The 17,766-nt window shown below is 61.4% G+C and carries 18 protein-coding genes; 3 read left to right on the plus strand and 15 right to left on the minus strand.

Annotated features, from left to right (window positions below; translation table 11 throughout):
* The 13 genes from lpxA to rpsB form a co-directional block, all read right to left on the minus strand.
* Positions 1–579: acyl-ACP--UDP-N-acetylglucosamine O-acyltransferase (gene lpxA, locus PHD22_RS12210; protein WP_299867094.1), on the minus strand; the 579-nt coding region annotated here is incomplete at its 3' end.
* On the minus strand, positions 576–1,010 hold the full coding sequence (fabZ, locus tag PHD22_RS12215) for a 3-hydroxyacyl-ACP dehydratase FabZ (RefSeq protein ID WP_366520733.1): 435 nt from the start codon (positions 1,008–1,010) through the stop codon (positions 576–578). The genes lpxA and fabZ, both read right to left, overlap by 4 nt.
* A gap of 5 nt (positions 1,011–1,015) precedes the next feature.
* The gene (gene lpxD / locus PHD22_RS12220) at positions 1,016–2,044 is read right to left on the minus strand and encodes a UDP-3-O-(3-hydroxymyristoyl)glucosamine N-acyltransferase (RefSeq protein WP_299867097.1); all 1,029 of its coding nucleotides are present in this window, start codon (positions 2,042–2,044) and stop codon (positions 1,016–1,018) included.
* A 10-nt stretch (positions 2,045–2,054) separates the two neighbouring features.
* Positions 2,055–2,549 (minus strand): OmpH family outer membrane protein, encoded by a 495-nt coding sequence (locus PHD22_RS12225; RefSeq protein ID WP_299867124.1) that lies wholly within the window; start codon positions 2,547–2,549, stop codon positions 2,055–2,057.
* Between the two features lie 47 nt (positions 2,550–2,596).
* Positions 2,597–4,885: an outer membrane protein assembly factor BamA gene (gene bamA, locus PHD22_RS12230; protein WP_299867098.1), complete on the minus strand. Its 2,289-nt coding sequence runs from the start codon at positions 4,883–4,885 to the stop codon at positions 2,597–2,599.
* 6 nt (positions 4,886–4,891) lie between these two features.
* Positions 4,892–6,256, minus strand: a complete 1,365-nt coding sequence (rseP, locus tag PHD22_RS12235; RefSeq protein WP_299867126.1) for an RIP metalloprotease RseP — start codon at positions 6,254–6,256, stop codon at positions 4,892–4,894.
* Between the two features lie 5 nt (positions 6,257–6,261).
* Positions 6,262–7,455 carry a 1-deoxy-D-xylulose-5-phosphate reductoisomerase gene (gene ispC / locus PHD22_RS12240; protein ID WP_299867099.1) on the minus strand — a complete coding sequence of 398 codons (1,194 nt, stop codon included), beginning with the start codon at positions 7,453–7,455 and terminating at the stop codon, positions 6,262–6,264.
* Positions 7,456–7,458: 3 nt separating this feature from the next.
* On the minus strand, positions 7,459–8,280 hold the full coding sequence (locus PHD22_RS12245; protein WP_299867101.1) for a phosphatidate cytidylyltransferase: 822 nt from the start codon (positions 8,278–8,280) through the stop codon (positions 7,459–7,461).
* The gene (gene uppS, locus PHD22_RS12250) at positions 8,273–9,061 is read right to left on the minus strand and encodes a polyprenyl diphosphate synthase (protein ID WP_299867104.1); all 789 of its coding nucleotides are present in this window, start codon (positions 9,059–9,061) and stop codon (positions 8,273–8,275) included. Before uppS ends, PHD22_RS12245 begins: the two co-directional genes overlap by 8 nt.
* A 46-nt stretch (positions 9,062–9,107) precedes the next feature.
* Positions 9,108–9,665, minus strand: coding sequence for a ribosome recycling factor (frr, locus tag PHD22_RS12255; protein ID WP_299867106.1), 558 nt, complete (start codon positions 9,663–9,665; stop codon positions 9,108–9,110).
* A 10-nt stretch (positions 9,666–9,675) separates the two neighbouring features.
* Positions 9,676–10,392 carry a UMP kinase gene (gene pyrH / locus PHD22_RS12260; protein WP_299867108.1) on the minus strand — a complete coding sequence of 239 codons (717 nt, stop codon included), beginning with the start codon at positions 10,390–10,392 and terminating at the stop codon, positions 9,676–9,678.
* Between the two features lie 15 nt (positions 10,393–10,407).
* Complete coding sequence (tsf, locus tag PHD22_RS12265) at positions 10,408–11,304, minus strand: translation elongation factor Ts (protein WP_299867110.1); 897 nt, start codon at positions 11,302–11,304, stop codon at positions 10,408–10,410.
* A gap of 79 nt (positions 11,305–11,383) precedes the next feature.
* The gene (gene rpsB, locus PHD22_RS12270; RefSeq protein WP_299867112.1) at positions 11,384–12,136 is read right to left on the minus strand and encodes a 30S ribosomal protein S2; all 753 of its coding nucleotides are present in this window, start codon (positions 12,134–12,136) and stop codon (positions 11,384–11,386) included.
* A gap of 249 nt (positions 12,137–12,385) precedes the next feature.
* Here rpsB and map point away from each other — a divergent pair, with 249 nt between their 5' ends.
* Complete coding sequence (gene map, locus PHD22_RS12275; protein WP_299867128.1) at positions 12,386–13,234, plus strand: type I methionyl aminopeptidase; 849 nt, start codon at positions 12,386–12,388, stop codon at positions 13,232–13,234.
* An 11-nt stretch (positions 13,235–13,245) separates the two neighbouring features.
* Complete coding sequence (locus tag PHD22_RS12280; RefSeq protein WP_299867114.1) at positions 13,246–15,837, plus strand: [protein-PII] uridylyltransferase; 2,592 nt, start codon at positions 13,246–13,248, stop codon at positions 15,835–15,837.
* Between the two features lie 47 nt (positions 15,838–15,884).
* On the opposite strand, the gene PHD22_RS12285 is transcribed toward PHD22_RS12280, so the two are convergent.
* Entirely contained in the window at positions 15,885–16,418 is a 534-nt protein-coding gene (locus PHD22_RS12285; RefSeq protein WP_299867116.1) for a peptide deformylase, read from the minus strand.
* A complete protein-coding gene (locus PHD22_RS12290; RefSeq protein ID WP_299867118.1) occupies positions 16,415–17,152 on the minus strand; it encodes an S-methyl-5'-thioinosine phosphorylase in 738 nt (245 codons plus the stop codon). The genes PHD22_RS12285 and PHD22_RS12290 overlap by 4 nt, the downstream gene beginning before the upstream one ends.
* Before the next feature lie 132 nt (positions 17,153–17,284).
* On the opposite strand from PHD22_RS12290, the gene PHD22_RS12295 reads away from it, so the two are divergent.
* A partial coding sequence (locus PHD22_RS12295; protein WP_299867120.1) for a GTP-binding protein occupies positions 17,285–17,766 on the plus strand: 482 nt, incomplete at its 3' end.

The following is a 17,766-nucleotide window of genomic DNA, read 5'->3' on the forward strand; positions in this document are numbered from 1 at the left end:
GTTGATGCCGTGAGGTGCGGCCGGGTTGCCCGAGACGGTGACAAAGGGAGGCAGGTCCTGTAGCAGCACCGTTCCCACGCCGCAGCAACTGTGGGCACCGACCCGGACGAACTGATGTACCCCGGTGAACCCCCCCAGGATGGCCCAGTCGCCCACGCTCACATGACCCGCCAGGGTCGCATTGTTGGCAAAGATCGTATTGCTGCCGACGACGCAGTCGTGAGCCACGTGAACATAGGCCATGATCCAGTTGTCGTTGCCGACACGGGTGAGGCCGCCATCCTGGAGGGTCCCGGTGCTGAAGCTGCAGAATTCGCGGATGGTGTTGCCATCGCCAATCTCGAGCCGGGTCGGCTCATCGGCGTACTTCTTGTCCTGGGGCTCGGAGCCAAGGGAACAAAACTGGAAGATGCGATTGTTGCGCCCGATCCGGGTATGCCCCTCGATCACCACGTGGGGACCGACAGTGGTTCCCTCACCGATCTCCACGTGCGCCCCGATGATGGAGTACGGCCCGACCTGCACCCCTTCAGCGAGACGTGCCCCCGGATGAACGATGGCGGTCGGGTGGACGCTCATCGCTTGATCGCGCACATGAACTCGGCTTCCGTAGCCAGTTCGCCGTCGACACGCGCCACGGCCCTGAACTTCCAGATGTTGCGCATCTTGCGCACGATTTCGGCCTCGATCACCAGCTGATCCCCCGGCACCACCGGACGCTTGAAACGAACGTTGTCCACCGAAGCGAAATACACCGTCGAGCCCTCATCCGGTACCGATCCGTCGGTCTTGAAAGCCAGAATCGCCGCCGCCTGGGCCATCGCCTCAATGATCAGAACCCCCGGCATCACCGGATTATGGGGGAAATGCCCAGGAAAGAACGGCTCGTTGATGGTCACATTCTTGAGCCCCACGACCCGCTTGCCTACTTCAAGCTCGGTAATCCGGTCCACCAGCAGAAAAGGGTAACGGTGGGGAATTAAACGCTTGATCTCGTTGATGTCGATAATTTCGCTCATGATTCTTTTTCCATTTGGGCGAGCTTCTTTTCCAGCTCACGCAGCCGCTCCGCCATCGCATCCAGGCGACGCAGGTGGGCAAAATTGCGGACCCAGTCCGCATGGGGCTGGATCGGGAGCAGCGATGTATAAACCCCGGCCTTGTCGATGGTCTTGGTGACATTGGTGTCCGCCGAAACCACCACATCGTCGGCCACTTCGAGGTGCCCGGAGAAGCCCGCCTTGCCACCCGCCATCACCCGCTTGCCAAGCCTGGTACTCCCTGCCATGCCCACCATGGCAGCCAGGATCGTGTCGTCCCCGATCTGGCAGTTATGGGCCACGTGGATCAGGTTGTCCAGCTTGACGCCGTTGCCGATCACCGTGTCATCAAGGGCTCCCCGGTCTATGGCGGTGTTGGCACCGATCTCCACATCGTCACCGATGATGACCCGGCCGATCTGGGGAATCTTGACCCAATGCTTGTCGGCATCCCGGGCAAACCCCAGACCGTCGGCGCCGATCACGACACCTGCATGCATGATGGCGCGGGCACCGATCACACAGTGATCGTAGATCCTGACACCCCCATGGAGCAGGGAACCGGCACCCAGGACGACCTTGTCCCCAATCACGCAGCCGGGGCCGATCACACAGTTCTCGCCAATCCGGCAGTCCTCACCGATCACCGCCTGAGGCCCGACCGACACCGAAGCCGGCAGGGAGGACGCCACCACGGCCGTAGCATGAATGCCGGGTGCGGCAGCCTTGGGCGGATTGAAGAGCTGGGCTGCACGGGCGAAATAAAGATAAGGATCCGGCGTGATCACGCGCGGTCGCTCCGTCAGACCCGCCGCCTTGGGCGCCAGGATGAAGGCTGAGGCTTGGCTCCCTGCCAGGGCCGCGCTCAACCTGGGATTGGACAGGAAGGCCAGATCACCGTCACCCGCGCTTTCCAGGGACGCGACCTGGCGGACTCGCACGCCGGCATCACCCGCAAGCTCGCCTCCGAGCCGGGCAACCAGCTCGCCTAGGGTCAGTTCCATCGGCTCGGTCTTACTTCGCTTCGCTCAGGGCCTTGATCACCTTGTCGGTGATGTCGATACGCGGACTGGCGTAAACAGCTTCCTGGAAGATGATGTCGTACTTGTCCGCCTCGGCGATCTGCTTGATCGTCTTGTTGGCCCGGTCCAGCACACCAGCGAGTTCCTCGTTGCGACGCTGGTTCAGGTCTTCCCGGAACTCCCGCTGCTTGCGCTGGAACTCCCGGTTGAGTTCGTTGAACTCGCGCTCTTTGTTGCGACGCTCGCCCTCACCCATGGTCACACCATTCTTCTCCAGCCCCTCCTGCATGCCCTGGAGCTGCTTGGCCAGGCGCTGAAGATCCTGATCCCGCTTCTCGAACTCCTTCTCGAGCTTCTGCTGGGCCTTCTTGGCCGGAGTGGCTTCCTTCATGACACGATCGGAATTCACGAAGCCGACCTTGACCTCGGCGACTGCCGTCTGGGCAAAGGCAGCCAGCATCATGGCCACCAGCGTGGAAATACCAATACCTTTCACTCAAACCTCCATCTGCATGCTATACGCGTCGGCCGCGATCAGAATACCGTACCCAGCTGGAACTGGAATTTCTGGGTCCGGTCGCCCTCTTCCTTCTTGAGGGCCTGGCCCAGGCTGAACTTCAGGGGCCCTACCGGCGAACTCCACGAGAAGGCAACGCCAGCACTGTAACGCAAATCCGAGGCCTGGACCTTGTCATCCGGCCCCCACACATAACCCGCATCCACGAAGAGGGACAAGCGCATGGACTTGTCCTTCTGGGAGCCGGGCATGGGGAAATAATATTCCGCATTGGCGATGGCGCGACGGTTGCCGCCGAGGGCCCGACGGTAGCCGTTGTAATCGTAGCTCGGACCGAGAGTGCTCTGCTGATAACCTCGCACCGAGCCGATACCGCCTGCATAGAAATTCTTGTAGAACGGCAGCTCGACGCCACCATATCCCACCGCATAGCCCACATCAGCGTTCAGCATCAGGGCATGCCCGCCCCCCAGGGGGAACCAGTGCTGATGCTGATAGTTTGCCCGCACGTAGCGCATGTCCAGAAGCGGCGTTGCCACTTCAACGGAAGCCCGCTGATAGACACCGGAAGTCGGGTAAAGGAAGCTGTCGCGACGATCCCGTCCCCAACCTATAGTGGCCAGCAGGCTGCGCGCCGTGTCGCCATGGCTGTTCACGAAATTCACGTAAGGCGCCGGGCTGGAGTCATACACCGAGATCTTGGTCTGATCCACAGACAGGCCGAAGTTGATCCGGTCATCCTCGGCAATCGGGTAGCCAAAGCGTATCCCGCCGCCAATGGAGGAACTCTTGTAGGTCGCCACCGAGAGGGAAGTGGGATCCACGTTGCGCTGATAGATGTCCCATCCCAGGCTCACCCCGTCGATGCTCCAGTAGGGGTTGGTAAAGGACAGGGCAATGGTCTTGTTGATGCGGCCCGTGTTCATCTGCAGGGTCATCGCATTTCCCGTTCCGAACAGGTTCTGCTGGGAAATGGATGCGGACAGGATGACCTTTTCGGCACTCGAGAAGCCGGCACCCAGCATCAGGTTACCGGTAGCCCGCTCCTTGACCGTGAAGTTGGCGTCGACCTGGTCGGTCGTACCCGGCACGGCGGGCGTCTCGATGGTGACCTCGTCAAAGTACCCAAGACGATCCAGACGGGTCTTGGAACGGTTGATGGCCGCACCGTCATACCAGGCCCCTTCCATCTGGCGCATTTCACGGCGCAGAACCTCATCCCGGGTACGCTGGTTACCGGCAAAGTTGAGCTTGCGCACATATACACGCCGTCCCGGATCCACGAAGAAGGTGAACGCGACCTCACGCTTGGCCTTGTCCACCTCCGGCGCCGCGTTCACATTGGCAAAGGCATAGCCTTCATTACCTAGACGGTCACTGATCGCCTTGGTGGTCGCCGTCACGTTGTCGCGGACGAAAGTTTCGCCTGTCTTCAGCTTGACCAGCTTCTGGAGCTCCGCTTCACCAACCACCATGTTGCCAGCCAGCTTCACATCGGAAACGGTGTATTTCTCCCCCTCACTGATCGCCAGGGTGACGTAGATGTCCTTCTTGTCCGGCGTGATCGACACTTGGGTGGAGTCAATGGTGAAATCCAGGTAACCCCTGTTCAGGTAATGGGAGCGCAGGGCCTCGATGTCCGCCGACAGCTTCTGCTTGGAATACTGGTCGCTCTTGGAGTACCAGGTCATCCAGCCCGGCGTGGTCAGGGAAAAGAGATCAAGCAGCTCCTTTTCCTTGAAGGCCTTGTTACCGATGATGCTGATCTGACGGATCTTGGCCGCATCGCCTTCCACCACGTTGAAATTCACACCCACCCGGTTACGTTCCAGGGGAGTCACGGTGGTGGTCACCTGGACACCGTAGAGACCCTTGCCCAGGTACTGGCGCTTGAGCTCCTGCTCGGCGCGCTCCAGCACTGCCCGATCGAAAATGCGGGACTCGGCGAGTCCGACTTCCTTGAGACCTTTTTTAAGGGCTTCCTTGTCGAATTCCTTGATGCCGACAAAATCCACCTGGGAAATGGCCGGACGTTCATCGACCACCACAACGATGACGTCCTTGTCCACTTCGATCCGGACATCCTTGAAGAAGCCGGTGGCAAACAAGGCCTTGATGGCCTGGGAGGCTTTCTCTTCGGAGAAGGGTTCGCCAACCTTTACCGGCAGGTAAGTGAATACCGTACCGGCTTCGGTGCGCTGGATACCCTCAACACGGATATCCTTGACGACAAAAGGCTCGAAAGCCAGGGCGGGCGAGGCGGCAAACAAGGCCGCGATCACCCCGGGGAGAAGCTTGGATTTCATCCGATTTCAGCTAGCAACAAGGCGGTTGATGTCGTTGTAGAAGGCAAAGGCCATGAGCGCAGCCAGCAGGACCATCCCGATCTGCTGGCCTATTTCCATGACGCGCTCGGATACCGGGCCGCCCTTGATGATTTCGATCACATAATACAGTAAGTGCCCCCCGTCCAGAACGGGCACGGGCAGCAGGTTGAGCACCCCAAGACTGATGCTGATCAGGGCCAGAAACTTGATGTAATGGGTCCAGCCCATCTTGGCCGACTGGCCAGCAAAGTCGGCAATGGTCACCGGCCCGCTGAGATTCTTGACGGAGACTTCACCAGTGATCATCCGCCCCATCACAATCACGCTGAGCGCAGCCGTGTCCCAGGTCTGCCGAAGCCCCTTGACGAAGGCCTCGGACAGATCGTAGCGGACCGTGACAAACATCAGGTCCCGGCGGATATCCGCATCGGCCACCGCAACGCCGATCCGCCCGATCCGCCGTCCGCCCTCCTCCACCCCGGTGGGAACGAGGGAGAACACCTGCGCCTCGCCACTCCGCAGGATTTCCATTTCCAGTGTCTGACCAGGGGCATCCCGGACGGCCAGAACCAGGTCCGTCCAGTCATTCACGGCTTTGTCACCGATCCGCAGCACCCGGTCTCCGCTTTTCAGCCCCGCAGTGGCGGCCGCCCCCCCAGGACTCAGATGCCCCAGCACCGCCGGCACTGCAGGCCGGTAAAGCTGCAGACCCAACTGGGTCGCCGCATCCTTTTCCGACTGGTCCACCGAGATACCCGACAGGTCCAGCCGACGGACATTGATTTCCCTGGCCTCGTTGATCATCTCCACATCGACGACCTTGCGATCCAGAGCCTGATTGAGGAGCACCCAACGAAATTCCTGCCAGGTTGCAACCGGTGTGCCATTGACCGAACGCACCAGCTCACCCGCGGTGAAGCCGGCCTTGTCGGCAGCGCTGGCCGCCACAGGCTCGCCAATCCGGGCACGCAGCTCTTCCACTCCACCGCTGTAGAGCCCCCAGTACAGGGCGATGGCAAGGAGGAAATTGGCCAGGGGGCCGGCCGCAACGATGGCAATCCGCTTCCATACGTTCTGCCGGTTGAAAGCCCGATGGAGTTCGTGTGAGGCGACTGGCGCCTCCCGCTCATCGAGCATCTTGACGTATCCCCCCAGGGGGAAGATCGAGAGAGCCCATTCGGTCTGGTCGGGCCCCCAGCGCCGCATCCACACCACCTTGCCGAAGCCCAGGGAAAAACGCAGCACCTTGACGCCACACAGCCGGGCAACGCCGTAATGCCCATACTCATGGACAACGATCAGGACCCCCAGGGCCAGCACAAAGGGCAGCAGGTAATCCAGCACTCCCATGTCGCTCACCGGACAAATGCCTCCACCTGACTGGCCGCGACCACCCGGGCCTTACGGTCAGCTTCGAACACCCCCTCAAGAGACTCCACCGTCTGCCCTGGAATCACATTCAGGCAGGCCTCCACCACCGTGCCGATACGATCGAAACGCAGCTTGCCTTCGAGAAAGCAGGCCACTGCCACTTCATTGGCCGCATTGAGCACGGCAGGCGCAATCCCACCCTGCTTCAGGGCACGATAGGCCAGAGCCAGACAGGGAAAACGGTCAAGATCCGGACGCTCGAAGCTCAATTGTCCCAGCTCAAAGAAATCCAGGGGGCGCACCCCCGCTCCGATCCGCTCCGGAAAGGCCATCGCGTGGGCGATCGGAGTCCGCATGTCCGGGTTACCCAGCTGGGCGAGAACAGAGCCGTCTTCATAAGCCACCATGGAGTGGATCACGCTCTGGGGATGGATCACGACTTCAATCTGCTCTGCCGGGGCACCAAACAGCCAGTGGGCCTCGATCACCTCGAGCCCCTTGTTCATCATCGTCGCCGAATCGACGGAAATCTTGCGTCCCATCACCCAGTTGGGGTGAGCCACTGCCATCTCGGGGGTGACCGAGGACAGTGACGCCAGGGGCATGCTGCGAAACGGTCCACCAGAGGCGGTCAGGAGAATGCGGGTCACACCACTGCCCTGCAAGCCCCGCTCGAAGCCGGCGGGGAGTGTCTGGAAAATGGCATTGTGCTCACTGTCGATGGGCAAAAGCTCGGCACCACTTGCGGCCACCTCCTGCATGAAGAGGGCTCCGGACATGACCAGCGCCTCCTTGTTGGCCAGCAGGATGCGCTTGCCCGCCCTGGCTGCCGCCAGGGTCGGGACGAGTCCTGCGGCCCCGACGATCGCCGCCATGACCATGTCCACCTCCGGCGCGGCCGAGACGGCGGCAAGGGCCTCCGGCCCTGCCAGCACCTCGGTACAGCACCCGACCCCGTCCAGCAGCGCCTGGAGACGCTGAGCATCCGCAGGCTGATCCACCACCGCATAAGCAGGACGGCAAGCACGACACTGCTCGAACAACTTGTCCACCTGGCGATGGGCAGTGAGTGCAAAAATGCCGTAGCGCTCCGGATGACGGGCAACCACATCCAGGGTACTGACCCCGATGGAACCGGTGGCGCCCAGGACTGTGAGCAGTTTCTTGCGAGAGTTCATTACTTAACGGGCAATCCAGAGAAACGCCAGACCAGCCAGGGGCAGGGTGGACGTCAGGCTGTCGATCCGGTCCAGCACCCCGCCATGCCCCGGCAGCAGCGTCCCGCTGTCCTTGACACCGGCCTGACGCTTGATGAGGGATTCAAACAGGTCACCGATGATGCTGACCGCAGTAAAGCCCAGCAGGACCGGCACAGCCAGCGCCGCCAGCAAGGGGGTCAGGCCATCGACCTGGGACAGGCACAGGAGACCGTAGATGAGGACTCCAGCCGCTGCCCCGTAGGCTCCCTCCCAGCTCTTGCCCGGACTGATGTGCGGTGCCAGTTTGCGCCGGCCAAAGGCACGGCCGGTAAAATAGGCCGCCACATCGGCCACCCACACGGCGGCCATCACGGCCAGCAGCAACCACGGACTGAGCAGGCGGAGATGGGCAAGCGCAAGACTCGGGGGAAGGAGCAGCACCAGACCCACCAGGGCCCCGGCAGCACTGCCCGGCAGCTTCCAGCGCGACTTCAACCAGAAGGGCACGCAGCCCAGCCAGAACAGCGCACTGATGCCATAGAGGGGGGCCAGGCTGAACGGGGCAACGGTAGATTCCAGATGCAGACCGGATACCATCCCCCCTGCAGCGCACAGGCCACCGAGCAAAATGCCGTAAAGACGTCCTGCAGCCTTGGAGAAACCCACCATCGCCGCCCATTCGGAGGCACCCACGGCACAGATCAGGGATGCCAGAGCGAGCCAGCCGGGAGGAGGTAGCAGGAAAAGCGCGCTCATCAGGCCAGCCAGCAGGAAGAGCGCGGTAATAACCCGCGCTTTAAGCATGGTCGGGCGCCGCGGGACCGGCTGGATCGGACACCAGCTGTTCGCTGGTGCGACCAAAACGGCGCTCCCGGGACTGGTAGGAGGCGATCGCCTCATCCAGGGCCGCCTCACCGAATTCCGGCCAGAGCTTGTCAGTGAAATACAGCTCGGAGTAGGCCAGCTGCCACAGCAGGAAGTTGCTGACGCGCTGCTCTCCCCCGGTACGAATGAAAAGATCCGGCTCAGGGGCAAAGTTCAGGGCAAGATGTCCGGCCAGACTCTCCTCGGACCAGGCTTCAGTCTGCCCCGGAGCTTCTGCGGCCATCTTGCGCATCGCCTGAAGGATGTCCCAGCGACCACCATAATTGGCGCAGATACTCAGGTTCATGCGGGTGTTTCCGGCCGTCAGCGCCTCACCTTCGTGGATGAGGTTCACCAGGGCCTCATCAAAGGGTGCCAGATCTCCGACGACCCGCAGCCGGATGTGGTTGCGGTGAATGCGCTCAAGCTCGGACTTCAGCGACTTTATGAACAACTGCATCAGGAAGGACACTTCGTCCTTCGGGCGGCGCCAGTTCTCTGAACTGAAGGCAAAGACCGTCAGGTACTCGACGCCCCGATCGAGACAGGTGCGAATCACTTCCCGCAGGGAGTCCACGCCCTTGGCATGACCCGCAACCCTGGGCATCAGGCGCTTGCGCGCCCACCGCCCATTGCCATCCATGATGATTGCGATGTGCCGCGGAACCTCGGCAGCCTCGGGAACGCCCCGCGTGGAGCTGAGAAAGGGCAATCGCACCATAGTGTTTCCGCCTGAAAGGAACCGCAAAAACAGACCGACCCGAAGGTCAGATCTGCATCAGCTCTTGCTCTTTCTGTGCGAGGAGCTTGTCAATTTCGACGATGGCCTTGTCGGTCAGTTTTTGAACATCTTCCTGGGCACGGCGCTCGTCGTCCTCGGAGATGGTCTTGGCCTTCAGGGCATCCTTGAGGGTACTGTTGGCATCCCGGCGCAGGTTGCGTACGGCAACCTTGGCGCCTTCTCCCTCGTGCTTGACAACCTTGATCAGATCGCGGCGGCGCTCTTCGGTCAGCACGGGCATCGGCACACGGATCAGATCCCCCTGGGAAGACGGGTTCAGGCCAAGATCCGAATCACGGATGGCCTTCTCCACCTTGGCAATCATCGGCTTTTCCCACGGCTGCACACCAATGGTTCGGGAGTCGATCAAGGTGATGTTCGCCACCTGGTTGACCGGCACAGGGCTCCCATAATAATCGACCATCACATGATCCAGAATGCCCGTGTGAGCACGACCAGTCCGCACCTTGGCGAGATCAGCCTTGAGTGCCTCGATGGACTTCTGCATCTTGGCTTCAGTAGTTTTCTTCAGATCCGGGATCATCGCTTCATCCTCAGCAATACACCAGCGTGCCTTCATCTTCTCCCATCACCACACGCAGCAAGGCGCCCGGCTTGAAGAGACTGAACACATTGATGGGCAGGCGCTGGTCACGGCACAGGGCAAAGGCCGTCGCATCCATGACCGCAAGATTACGGGCAATCGCCTCATCGAAGGAGATCCGCTGAAAACGCGTCGCGGAAGGATCCTTCTTGGGATCGGCGGTGTAGATGCCATCCACCTTCGTTGCTTTCAGCACGATATCGGCACCAATCTCCGAACCCCGCAAGGCTGCGGCCGTGTCAGTGGTGAAGAAGGGATTGCCGGTGCCAGCTCCGAAGATGACCACACGTCCCTCTTCGAGATAGCGGATGGCCTTGCCACGAATATAGGGTTCAACAACCTGATCGATACGCAGGGCCGACTGGACCCGCGCATTGACCCCTGCGGTGCGGAAGGCATCCGCAAGGGCCATGGCATTCATGACGGTCGCCAGCATCCCCATGTAGTCGGCAGTGGCGCGATCCATTCCAGACGCGGCCCCGGACATGCCACGGAAGATGTTCCCGCCCCCAATCACAACCCCCACCTCGACGCCAAGACGGGTAACTTCAACCACGTCTCGAACGATGCCGGCAACCACCTCGCGATTGATGCCGTAAGCATCGTCGCCCATCAAGGCTTCGCCAGAAAGTTTGAGGAGGATGCGCTTGTAGGCGGGCTGGCTCATTTCAGAATGCCTTTCTTACTTCTGGGCAGCAGCAGCGGCCTGGGCAGCCACCTCGGCAGCAAAATCGGTCACCTTCTTCTCGATACCCTCGCCCACGATGTAGAGGGTGAAGCCGGCAACGGACGCACCCTTCGCCTTGAGCAGCTGGGCGATGGTCTGCTTGCCATCTTCGGCCTTGACGAAGACCTGATCCAGCAGGGTCACGTCCTTCAGGTACTTCTGGACGGTACCTTCGGCGATCTTGTCGAGCATGGCTTCGGGCTTGCCAGCTTCGCGAGCCTTCTCGATGGCAATGCGACGCTCCACATCCAGCAGTTCGGCGGGAACGCCGGAAGCATCCAGCGACTTGGGCTTGGACGCGGCGATGTGCATGGCGATATCCCTGGCCAGCACTTCGTCGCCACCCACCAGGTCCACCAGCACGCCAATCTTGGCACCGCCGTGAACGTAGGAAGCCACGGCACCCTGCGCTTCGGTACGAACGAAGCGACGGATGGACATGTTCTCACCGATCTTGCCAATCAGGGCCTTGCGAACCTCTTCAACCGTCTGGCCATCAAGCTCCAGGGCGGAGAGGGCGTCCACATCGGCAGGATTCCTGGTAGCCACGAGCTCGGCGACATTCTTGACCAGCGCCAGGAAGTCATCGTTCTTGGCGACAAAATCGGTTTCGCAATTCACTTCGACCATGGCGGCCAGCTTGGCGTCAGCGGAGATGTAAACACCAACGATGCCTTCGGCGGTCACACGGGCTGCAGCCTTGGAAGCCTTGTTGCCCAGCTTGACACGCAAAATCTCTTCCGCCTTGTCCATGTCACCCGCGGCTTCGGACAGGGCCTTCTTGCACTCCATCATGGGTGCGTCGGTCTTCTCGCGCAGCTCCTTGACCATGCTTGCGGTAATTTCCGCCATGCTTGCTCCTAAGTATCTATCTGGATTGTATGTGATCGTATTTGAAGATGGGCGCCCTTGGCGCCCATCCCGAGATCTGTCAGGCCTGCTCTTCGCTGCCCTCTTCGACTTCGACAAACTCGTCGGAGCCGGCTGCAACGATTTCTTGGATCACGGCATTCTTACCTTCCAGCACCGAGTCGGCGACGCCACGGGCGTACAGACGGATGGCGCGGGAGGAATCATCATTGCCGGGGATCACGAAGTCGACACCCTCGGGGGAGTGATTGGTATCCACCACGGCCACAACCGGAATACCCAGCTTGTTGGCTTCGGTGATGGCGATCTTGTGATAGCCCACGTCGATCACGAACAGGGCATCCGGCAGACCGCCCAGATCCTTGATGCCGCCCAGGCTCTTCTGGAGCTTCTCAAGCTCACGGGAGGCCATCAGGGCTTCCTTCTTGGACAGACGCTCGATGGAACCGTCCTCGACCATGGCTTCCATTTCCTTGAGGCGCTTGATGGACACCTTCACGGTCTTGAAGTTGGTGAGCATGCCGCCCAGCCAGCGCTCATCCACGTAGGGCATGCCGGCACGGCGGGCCTCTTCGGCAACGATCTCGCGAGCCTGGCGCTTGGTGCCCACAAACAGGATGGTGCCGCGGTTGGACGCCAGCTTGCGGACAAAGTCCATGGCCTCGTTGTACTTGACCAGGGTCTTCTCGAGATTGACGATATGGATCTTGTTGCGCTGACCAAAGATGAAGGGAGCCATCTTCGGGTTCCAGAAACGGGTTTGGTGGCCGAAGTGGACGCCCGCTTCGAGCATCTGACGCATGGTTACAGACATTTAATTGCTCCAGTACTGAGGTTTGACCGCCGCCCGACCTGCCGGCGCCGCACCTTGCGACGCCACGCCTAGCCGCAAGTCTTTGCAAGGACCTGCCGGACCCCAATGGGCCGGACGTGTGTATTTTGCCGGATGTCATCCAGACAAGCCTCCGATTGTAGCAGCATTGGAGCCATCGCCTCAAGACCGGCGCAGACATCGATCTTCCTTCGGATTGCCGCCACCCTGCGCTTCGGCTAGCCTAGCAGGCTGACTCCCCAAAATTACAAAACACCCATGAGCGTCACGATAAAAACGCCCGACGAAATCCAGAAAATGCGTATTGCGGGTCGTCTTGGCTCCGAAGTCCTGGACTACATCACCCCCTTCGTCAAACCGGGCGTCACCACCGAAGAGCTTGACCAACTCTGCCACGACTACATGGTGCACGTGCAGGACTGCATCCCTGCACCCCTCAATTACTGTCCGCCGGGCTACACCCCTTATCCCAAGTCGATCTGCACCTCCATCAACCACCAGGTGTGCCACGGCGTCCCCAGCGACAAGGCACTCAAGAAGGGCGACATCGTCAACCTGGACATCACGGTGATCAAGGACAGCTATCACGGCGACACCAGCAGGATGTTTCTGGTGGGTGGCGAGAAGAGCGCCAGCATCCTGGCACGCCGCCTCTGCCAGATCACCTATGAGTGCCTGTGGCTTGGCATTGCGCAGGTCAGGCCCGGCGCCCACCTGGGCGACATCGGCCATGCCATCCAGAAACACGCGGAGGATGCCGGCTTTTCGGTGGTCCGGGAGTTCTGCGGCCACGGCATCGGCGCCAGCTTCCACGAGGATCCCCAGGTGCTCCACTACGGGAAGCCGGGCACCGGCATCGAACTGACCCCCGGCATGATCTTCACCATTGAACCGATGATCAATGCAGGCAAGGCGGCCATATCCGAACTCTCCGATGGCTGGACCATCGTGACCCGGGATCGCAGCCTGTCCGCCCAGTGGGAACACATGGTGCTGGTGACCGAAAGCGGTGTGGAGGTACTCACCCTGTCTGCGGGCTCCCCGGCACGCCCGGACATCGTCGCCCATCTGCTGCCCTGAACCCTGCCACGATGCCTGCTGCCCACCTGCCCCCGGCCCTTGAAGCAAATCGCGAGCTGATCGCCCACCACAAAGCCTCCCTTAAGGCAGGTGCCGATGCCTTGCGCCGCGCTTATGAAGCCCGCCCCCTGACTGATCCCATCCTCAGGGGACGCTGCCAGCTGGTGGACTCCGTCCTGACCAGTCTGTGGAAAGCCTCTGCCATCCCCTCTTCCGCCAGCCTGGTGGCGGTAGGTGGCTATGGCCGGGGAGATCTCTTCCCCCATTCGGACGTGGATCTGCTGTTCCTGCTGGAAGACGACCCCGACGAGGAGCTTAGCGAGCGCCTCACCCAGTTGATCGGGCTGCTCTGGGACGTGGGGCTGGAGATAGGCCATAGCGTGCGCACCATCGACGGCTGCCTCGAAGAGGCCGAGCAGGACATCACCGTGATGACAAACCTGCTCGAGGCGCGCCTGATCCACGGCAACACTCCCCTGTTCAAGCGTTTCCAGGAACGCCTCCATGGCCAACTGAACCCCGGCCAGTTCTTCAAAGCCAAACGCCTTGAGCAGGAGCAGCGCTACACCCGCCACAATGACACGCCCTACTCCCTTGAGCCCAACTGCAAGGAAAGCCCGGGCGGCCTGCGTGACCTGCAGCTGATCGGCTGGATCAGCCGGGCAGCCGGCCTGGGCACCCACTGGCGCGACCTGGCCCGGCACGGTCTGATCACCGAAGAGGAAGCGATTGAACTGCGGGAGCTCGAGCGCTTCCTGCAGCACGTGCGCATCCGCCTCCATCACCTGACCCGTCGCCGGGAAGACCGCCTGCTCTTCGACCACCAGGAAACCCTTGCCCATGAGTTCGGCTTCACCGCCACCGACAACCGGCGTGCCTCTGAAGTCTTCATGCAGGAGTACTACCGGACAGCCAAGAAGGTGACCCAGCTCAACACCATCCTGCTCCTCAACTTCGGGGTGGAGTTCTTCCCCAACCGTTATCCGGCCGCGATCAACATCAACGAGCGCTTCCAGTGCGTCCGGGAACTGCTTGATGTGCGGGACGAGGGCGTCTTTGACCGTCATCCCAGCGCCCTGCTCGAATGCTTCCTTCTCCTTCAGCAGCGCTCCGAGCTGAAGGGAATGACCGCCCGCACCCTGCGGGCCCTGTGGCGTGGCCGCAAGCTGATCAACACTGAATTCCGCCAGAACCCGGCCAATCGGGCGCTTTTCCTGCGACTCCTGCAACAAAAGCGGGGCATCGTTCACGAAATGCGGCGGATGAACCAGTACGGCATCCTCAGCTTTTACCTGCCAGCCTGGCGACGCATCGTCGGCCAGATGCAGCACGACCTGTTCCATGTTTACACCGTGGACCAGCATATCCTGCAGGTGCTGCGCAACGTGCGGCGCCTCATGGTTGCCGATCATGCTCACGAGTACCCCCTGCTGACCCGCCTGTGCACGAGTTTCGAGAAACCCTGGCTGATCTACATTGCAGCCATCTTCCACGACATCGCCAAAGGACGGGGGGGAGATCATTCCAGGCTGGGTATGAAGGATGCGCGGGATTTCTGCGAAAACCATGGTCTGGGCGAAGAAGACACCCGCCTGGTGGTCTGGCTTGTCCAGCACCATCTGTCCATGTCCAATGTTGCTCAGAAACAGGACCTCTCCGACCTGGACGTCATCCAGCGTTTTGCCGGGCTGGTGGGCAACGAGCGCTACCTGACAGCCCTTTACATCCTCACCCACGCGGATATTCGTGGCACCAGCCCAAAGGTCTGGAATGGCTGGAAGGGCAAGCTGCTCGAAGACCTGTTCTTTGCCACCCAGCGCCTGCTCCGCGGCGCCACGCCCCAGCAGGCCCTGGGGACCCCCGTCCGCCAGGACGACGCCCGCAGCCTGCTGCGCTACTATGGCCTGCGCCCCGGCACCGAAGATGCCCTCTGGGCCCAACTCGACCAGGTTTACTTCCTGCGCCACGATCCGGAAGAAATCGCCTGGCACGCCCGCATGCTCTATTATCGGGTGGAAAGCGATGAACCGCTGGTCAAGGCCCGCCTCAGTCAGGTGGGGGAAGGCCTGCAGGTCATGGTCTACATGCGGGATGCCGGGGACCTGTTCGTGCGCCTGTGCGGATTTTTCAGCCGCCTGGGCTTCAGCATCGCCGATGCCAAGATTCACACCACCCGCCATGGCTACGCCCTGGACAGTTTCGTCCTGCTGGATCCAGGCCACGAGATCCATTACCGGGACATGATCAACCTGCTGGAACACGACCTGACAGAACGCCTTCAGGCAAATGCTCCGGTGGACCGACCTGCCGCGGGTCGCCTGTCACGGGAGGTCAAGCACTTTCCCATCACGCCGGAAGTCAGCATACGTCCGGATGAGCGCGGACAGCACTACATCATGTCGGTGATCGCCGCCGACCGGCCCGGTCTGCTGTTCGGTGTCGCCGAAACCCTGGTGGCCCACGGCATCAACCTCCATACAGCCAAGATCGCCACCCTTGGCGAGCGGGCGGAGGACACCTTCCTGATCAGCGGACCAGAACTCTCCCAGGACGCTCGAATACTCAAGATCGAGACGGATCTGCTGGAAAAACTGGCGATCTGAAGGGCTGCGGCCTGTCGATCCAGGCCACAGCCCTTCTGGGACGGCGTTCAGTCATCACCCGCCATGGAGCCGTCCGGAAAAAGCACCTCGGTGTAACCAAAGCGGCTGAAGTCCCTGACCCGCATGGGATAAAGGATCCCATCCAGGTGATCGCATTCGTGCTGCACCACCCGGGCGTGAAAACCCGTGGCATAGCGGTCGATCGGAGCCCCGTCCGCATCGAACCCCATGTAACGCAACTGGGTCCATCGGGGAACCCAGCCCCTCAGGCCAGGGACCGACAGGCAACCCTCCCAGCCGCCCTCCTCCTCCCGGGTCACGGGCATGAGCACTGGATTGATCAGCACCGTGTCGGGCACCGCAGCGGCATCCGGATAGCGGGGGCTCGGCCCACCCCCGAAGATCACCACCCGCAGCCCGACACCGATCTGGGGCGCCGCCAGGCCGGCGCCGTTGAGATGCTTCATCGTGTCGCGCATGTCGGCGATCAAGCCAGCCAGCCCGGGCGTTCCGAAGACGTCCACCTCCCGGGCACGCTCCAGCAAGCGGGGATCCCCCATGCGCAGGACTTCGCGGATCATTTGTCGCAGATATGGTTGAGAACGTTGCGCACCCGGCCCATGGCCTCCTTCAGAACCACCTCGATTTCGTCAAAACAGATCCGGGTCTCGCTGCTCCCTCGCCCCGCTGCAAAATTGGCCACCACATTGATGGCAGCGTAGGGAATGCCCAGCTCACGGGCCAGGGCGGCCTCCGGCATGCCGGTCATCCCAACCACATCACATCCGTCGCGCTCCAGCCGTTTGATCTCGGCGGCTGTTTCCAGACGTGGCCCCTGGGTGGCAGCATATACCGCACCATCGAGAACCGGTTCGCCGGCAGCCCCGGCAGCCGCAAGGATGCGCTGACGCAAGGACTGATCGTAGGGCTCCGTAAAATCGATATGCACCACCGGCTCATCGGAATTTTCGTGAAAGGTGCTCTTGCGGCCCCAGGTGTAGTCAATGATCTGATCGGGCACGACCAGCCTGCCCGGGCACAGGTCGGCCCGGATCCCGCCCACCGAAGCCACGGAAATGATGGCATCCACCCTGGCCTGCTGCAGGGCCCATAAATTGGCCTGGTAATTGACCCGATGCGGGGGAATCGTGTGGCCATAGCCATGCCGTGCCAGAAACACAATGGCGGTATTACAGACCCGGCCGAAGGTCAGCGCCCCCGAGGGCTCTCCGTAGGGCGTGCGCACCACCTCACGACGGATCAGGTCCAGGGTGGCCAGTTGGGTCAGACCGCTACCGCCGATAATTGCCAGCATTGCCAGGCTACTCCTCGAAAAAAGGTGATGAATGCCAATCTTAGCACGCCCCTTGTGGCGGCTCCGTCATGCTGCAACGCGCAAAGGCGTGCTAAAATCCTGCGTTTACAAGTAATTCCGGTATCCACCTACATGTCCCGCGCCATCCGTAACATCGCCATCATTGCCCACGTCGACCACGGCAAAACCACCCTCGTCGACCAGCTCCTGCGCCAATCAGGCACCTTCCGCGACAATCAGCAGGTCAGTGAGCGGATCATGGACTCGGGGGATATCGAAAAGGAGCGGGGCATCACCATCCTGTCGAAGAACTGTGCGATCCAGTATGGCGACACCCACATCAACATCGTCGACACCCCGGGCCACGCCGACTTCGGCGGCGAGGTCGAGCGCGTGCTGTCGATGGTGGACAGCGTGCTGCTGCTGGTCGACTCGGTCGAAGGCCCGATGCCCCAGACCCGCTTCGTGACCCGCAAGGCCCTGGGCCTCGGCCTCAAGCCGATCGTGGTGATCAACAAGATCGACCGTCCGGGCGCCCGCCCCGATTGGGTCATCAACCACACCTTCGACCTCTTCGACAAGCTCGGCGCCACCGACGAGCAGCTCGACTTCCC

Source organism: Zoogloea sp. (assembly GCF_028693495.1).
In the GTDB taxonomy this organism is placed as follows: Bacteria; Pseudomonadota; Gammaproteobacteria; order Burkholderiales; family Rhodocyclaceae; genus Zoogloea.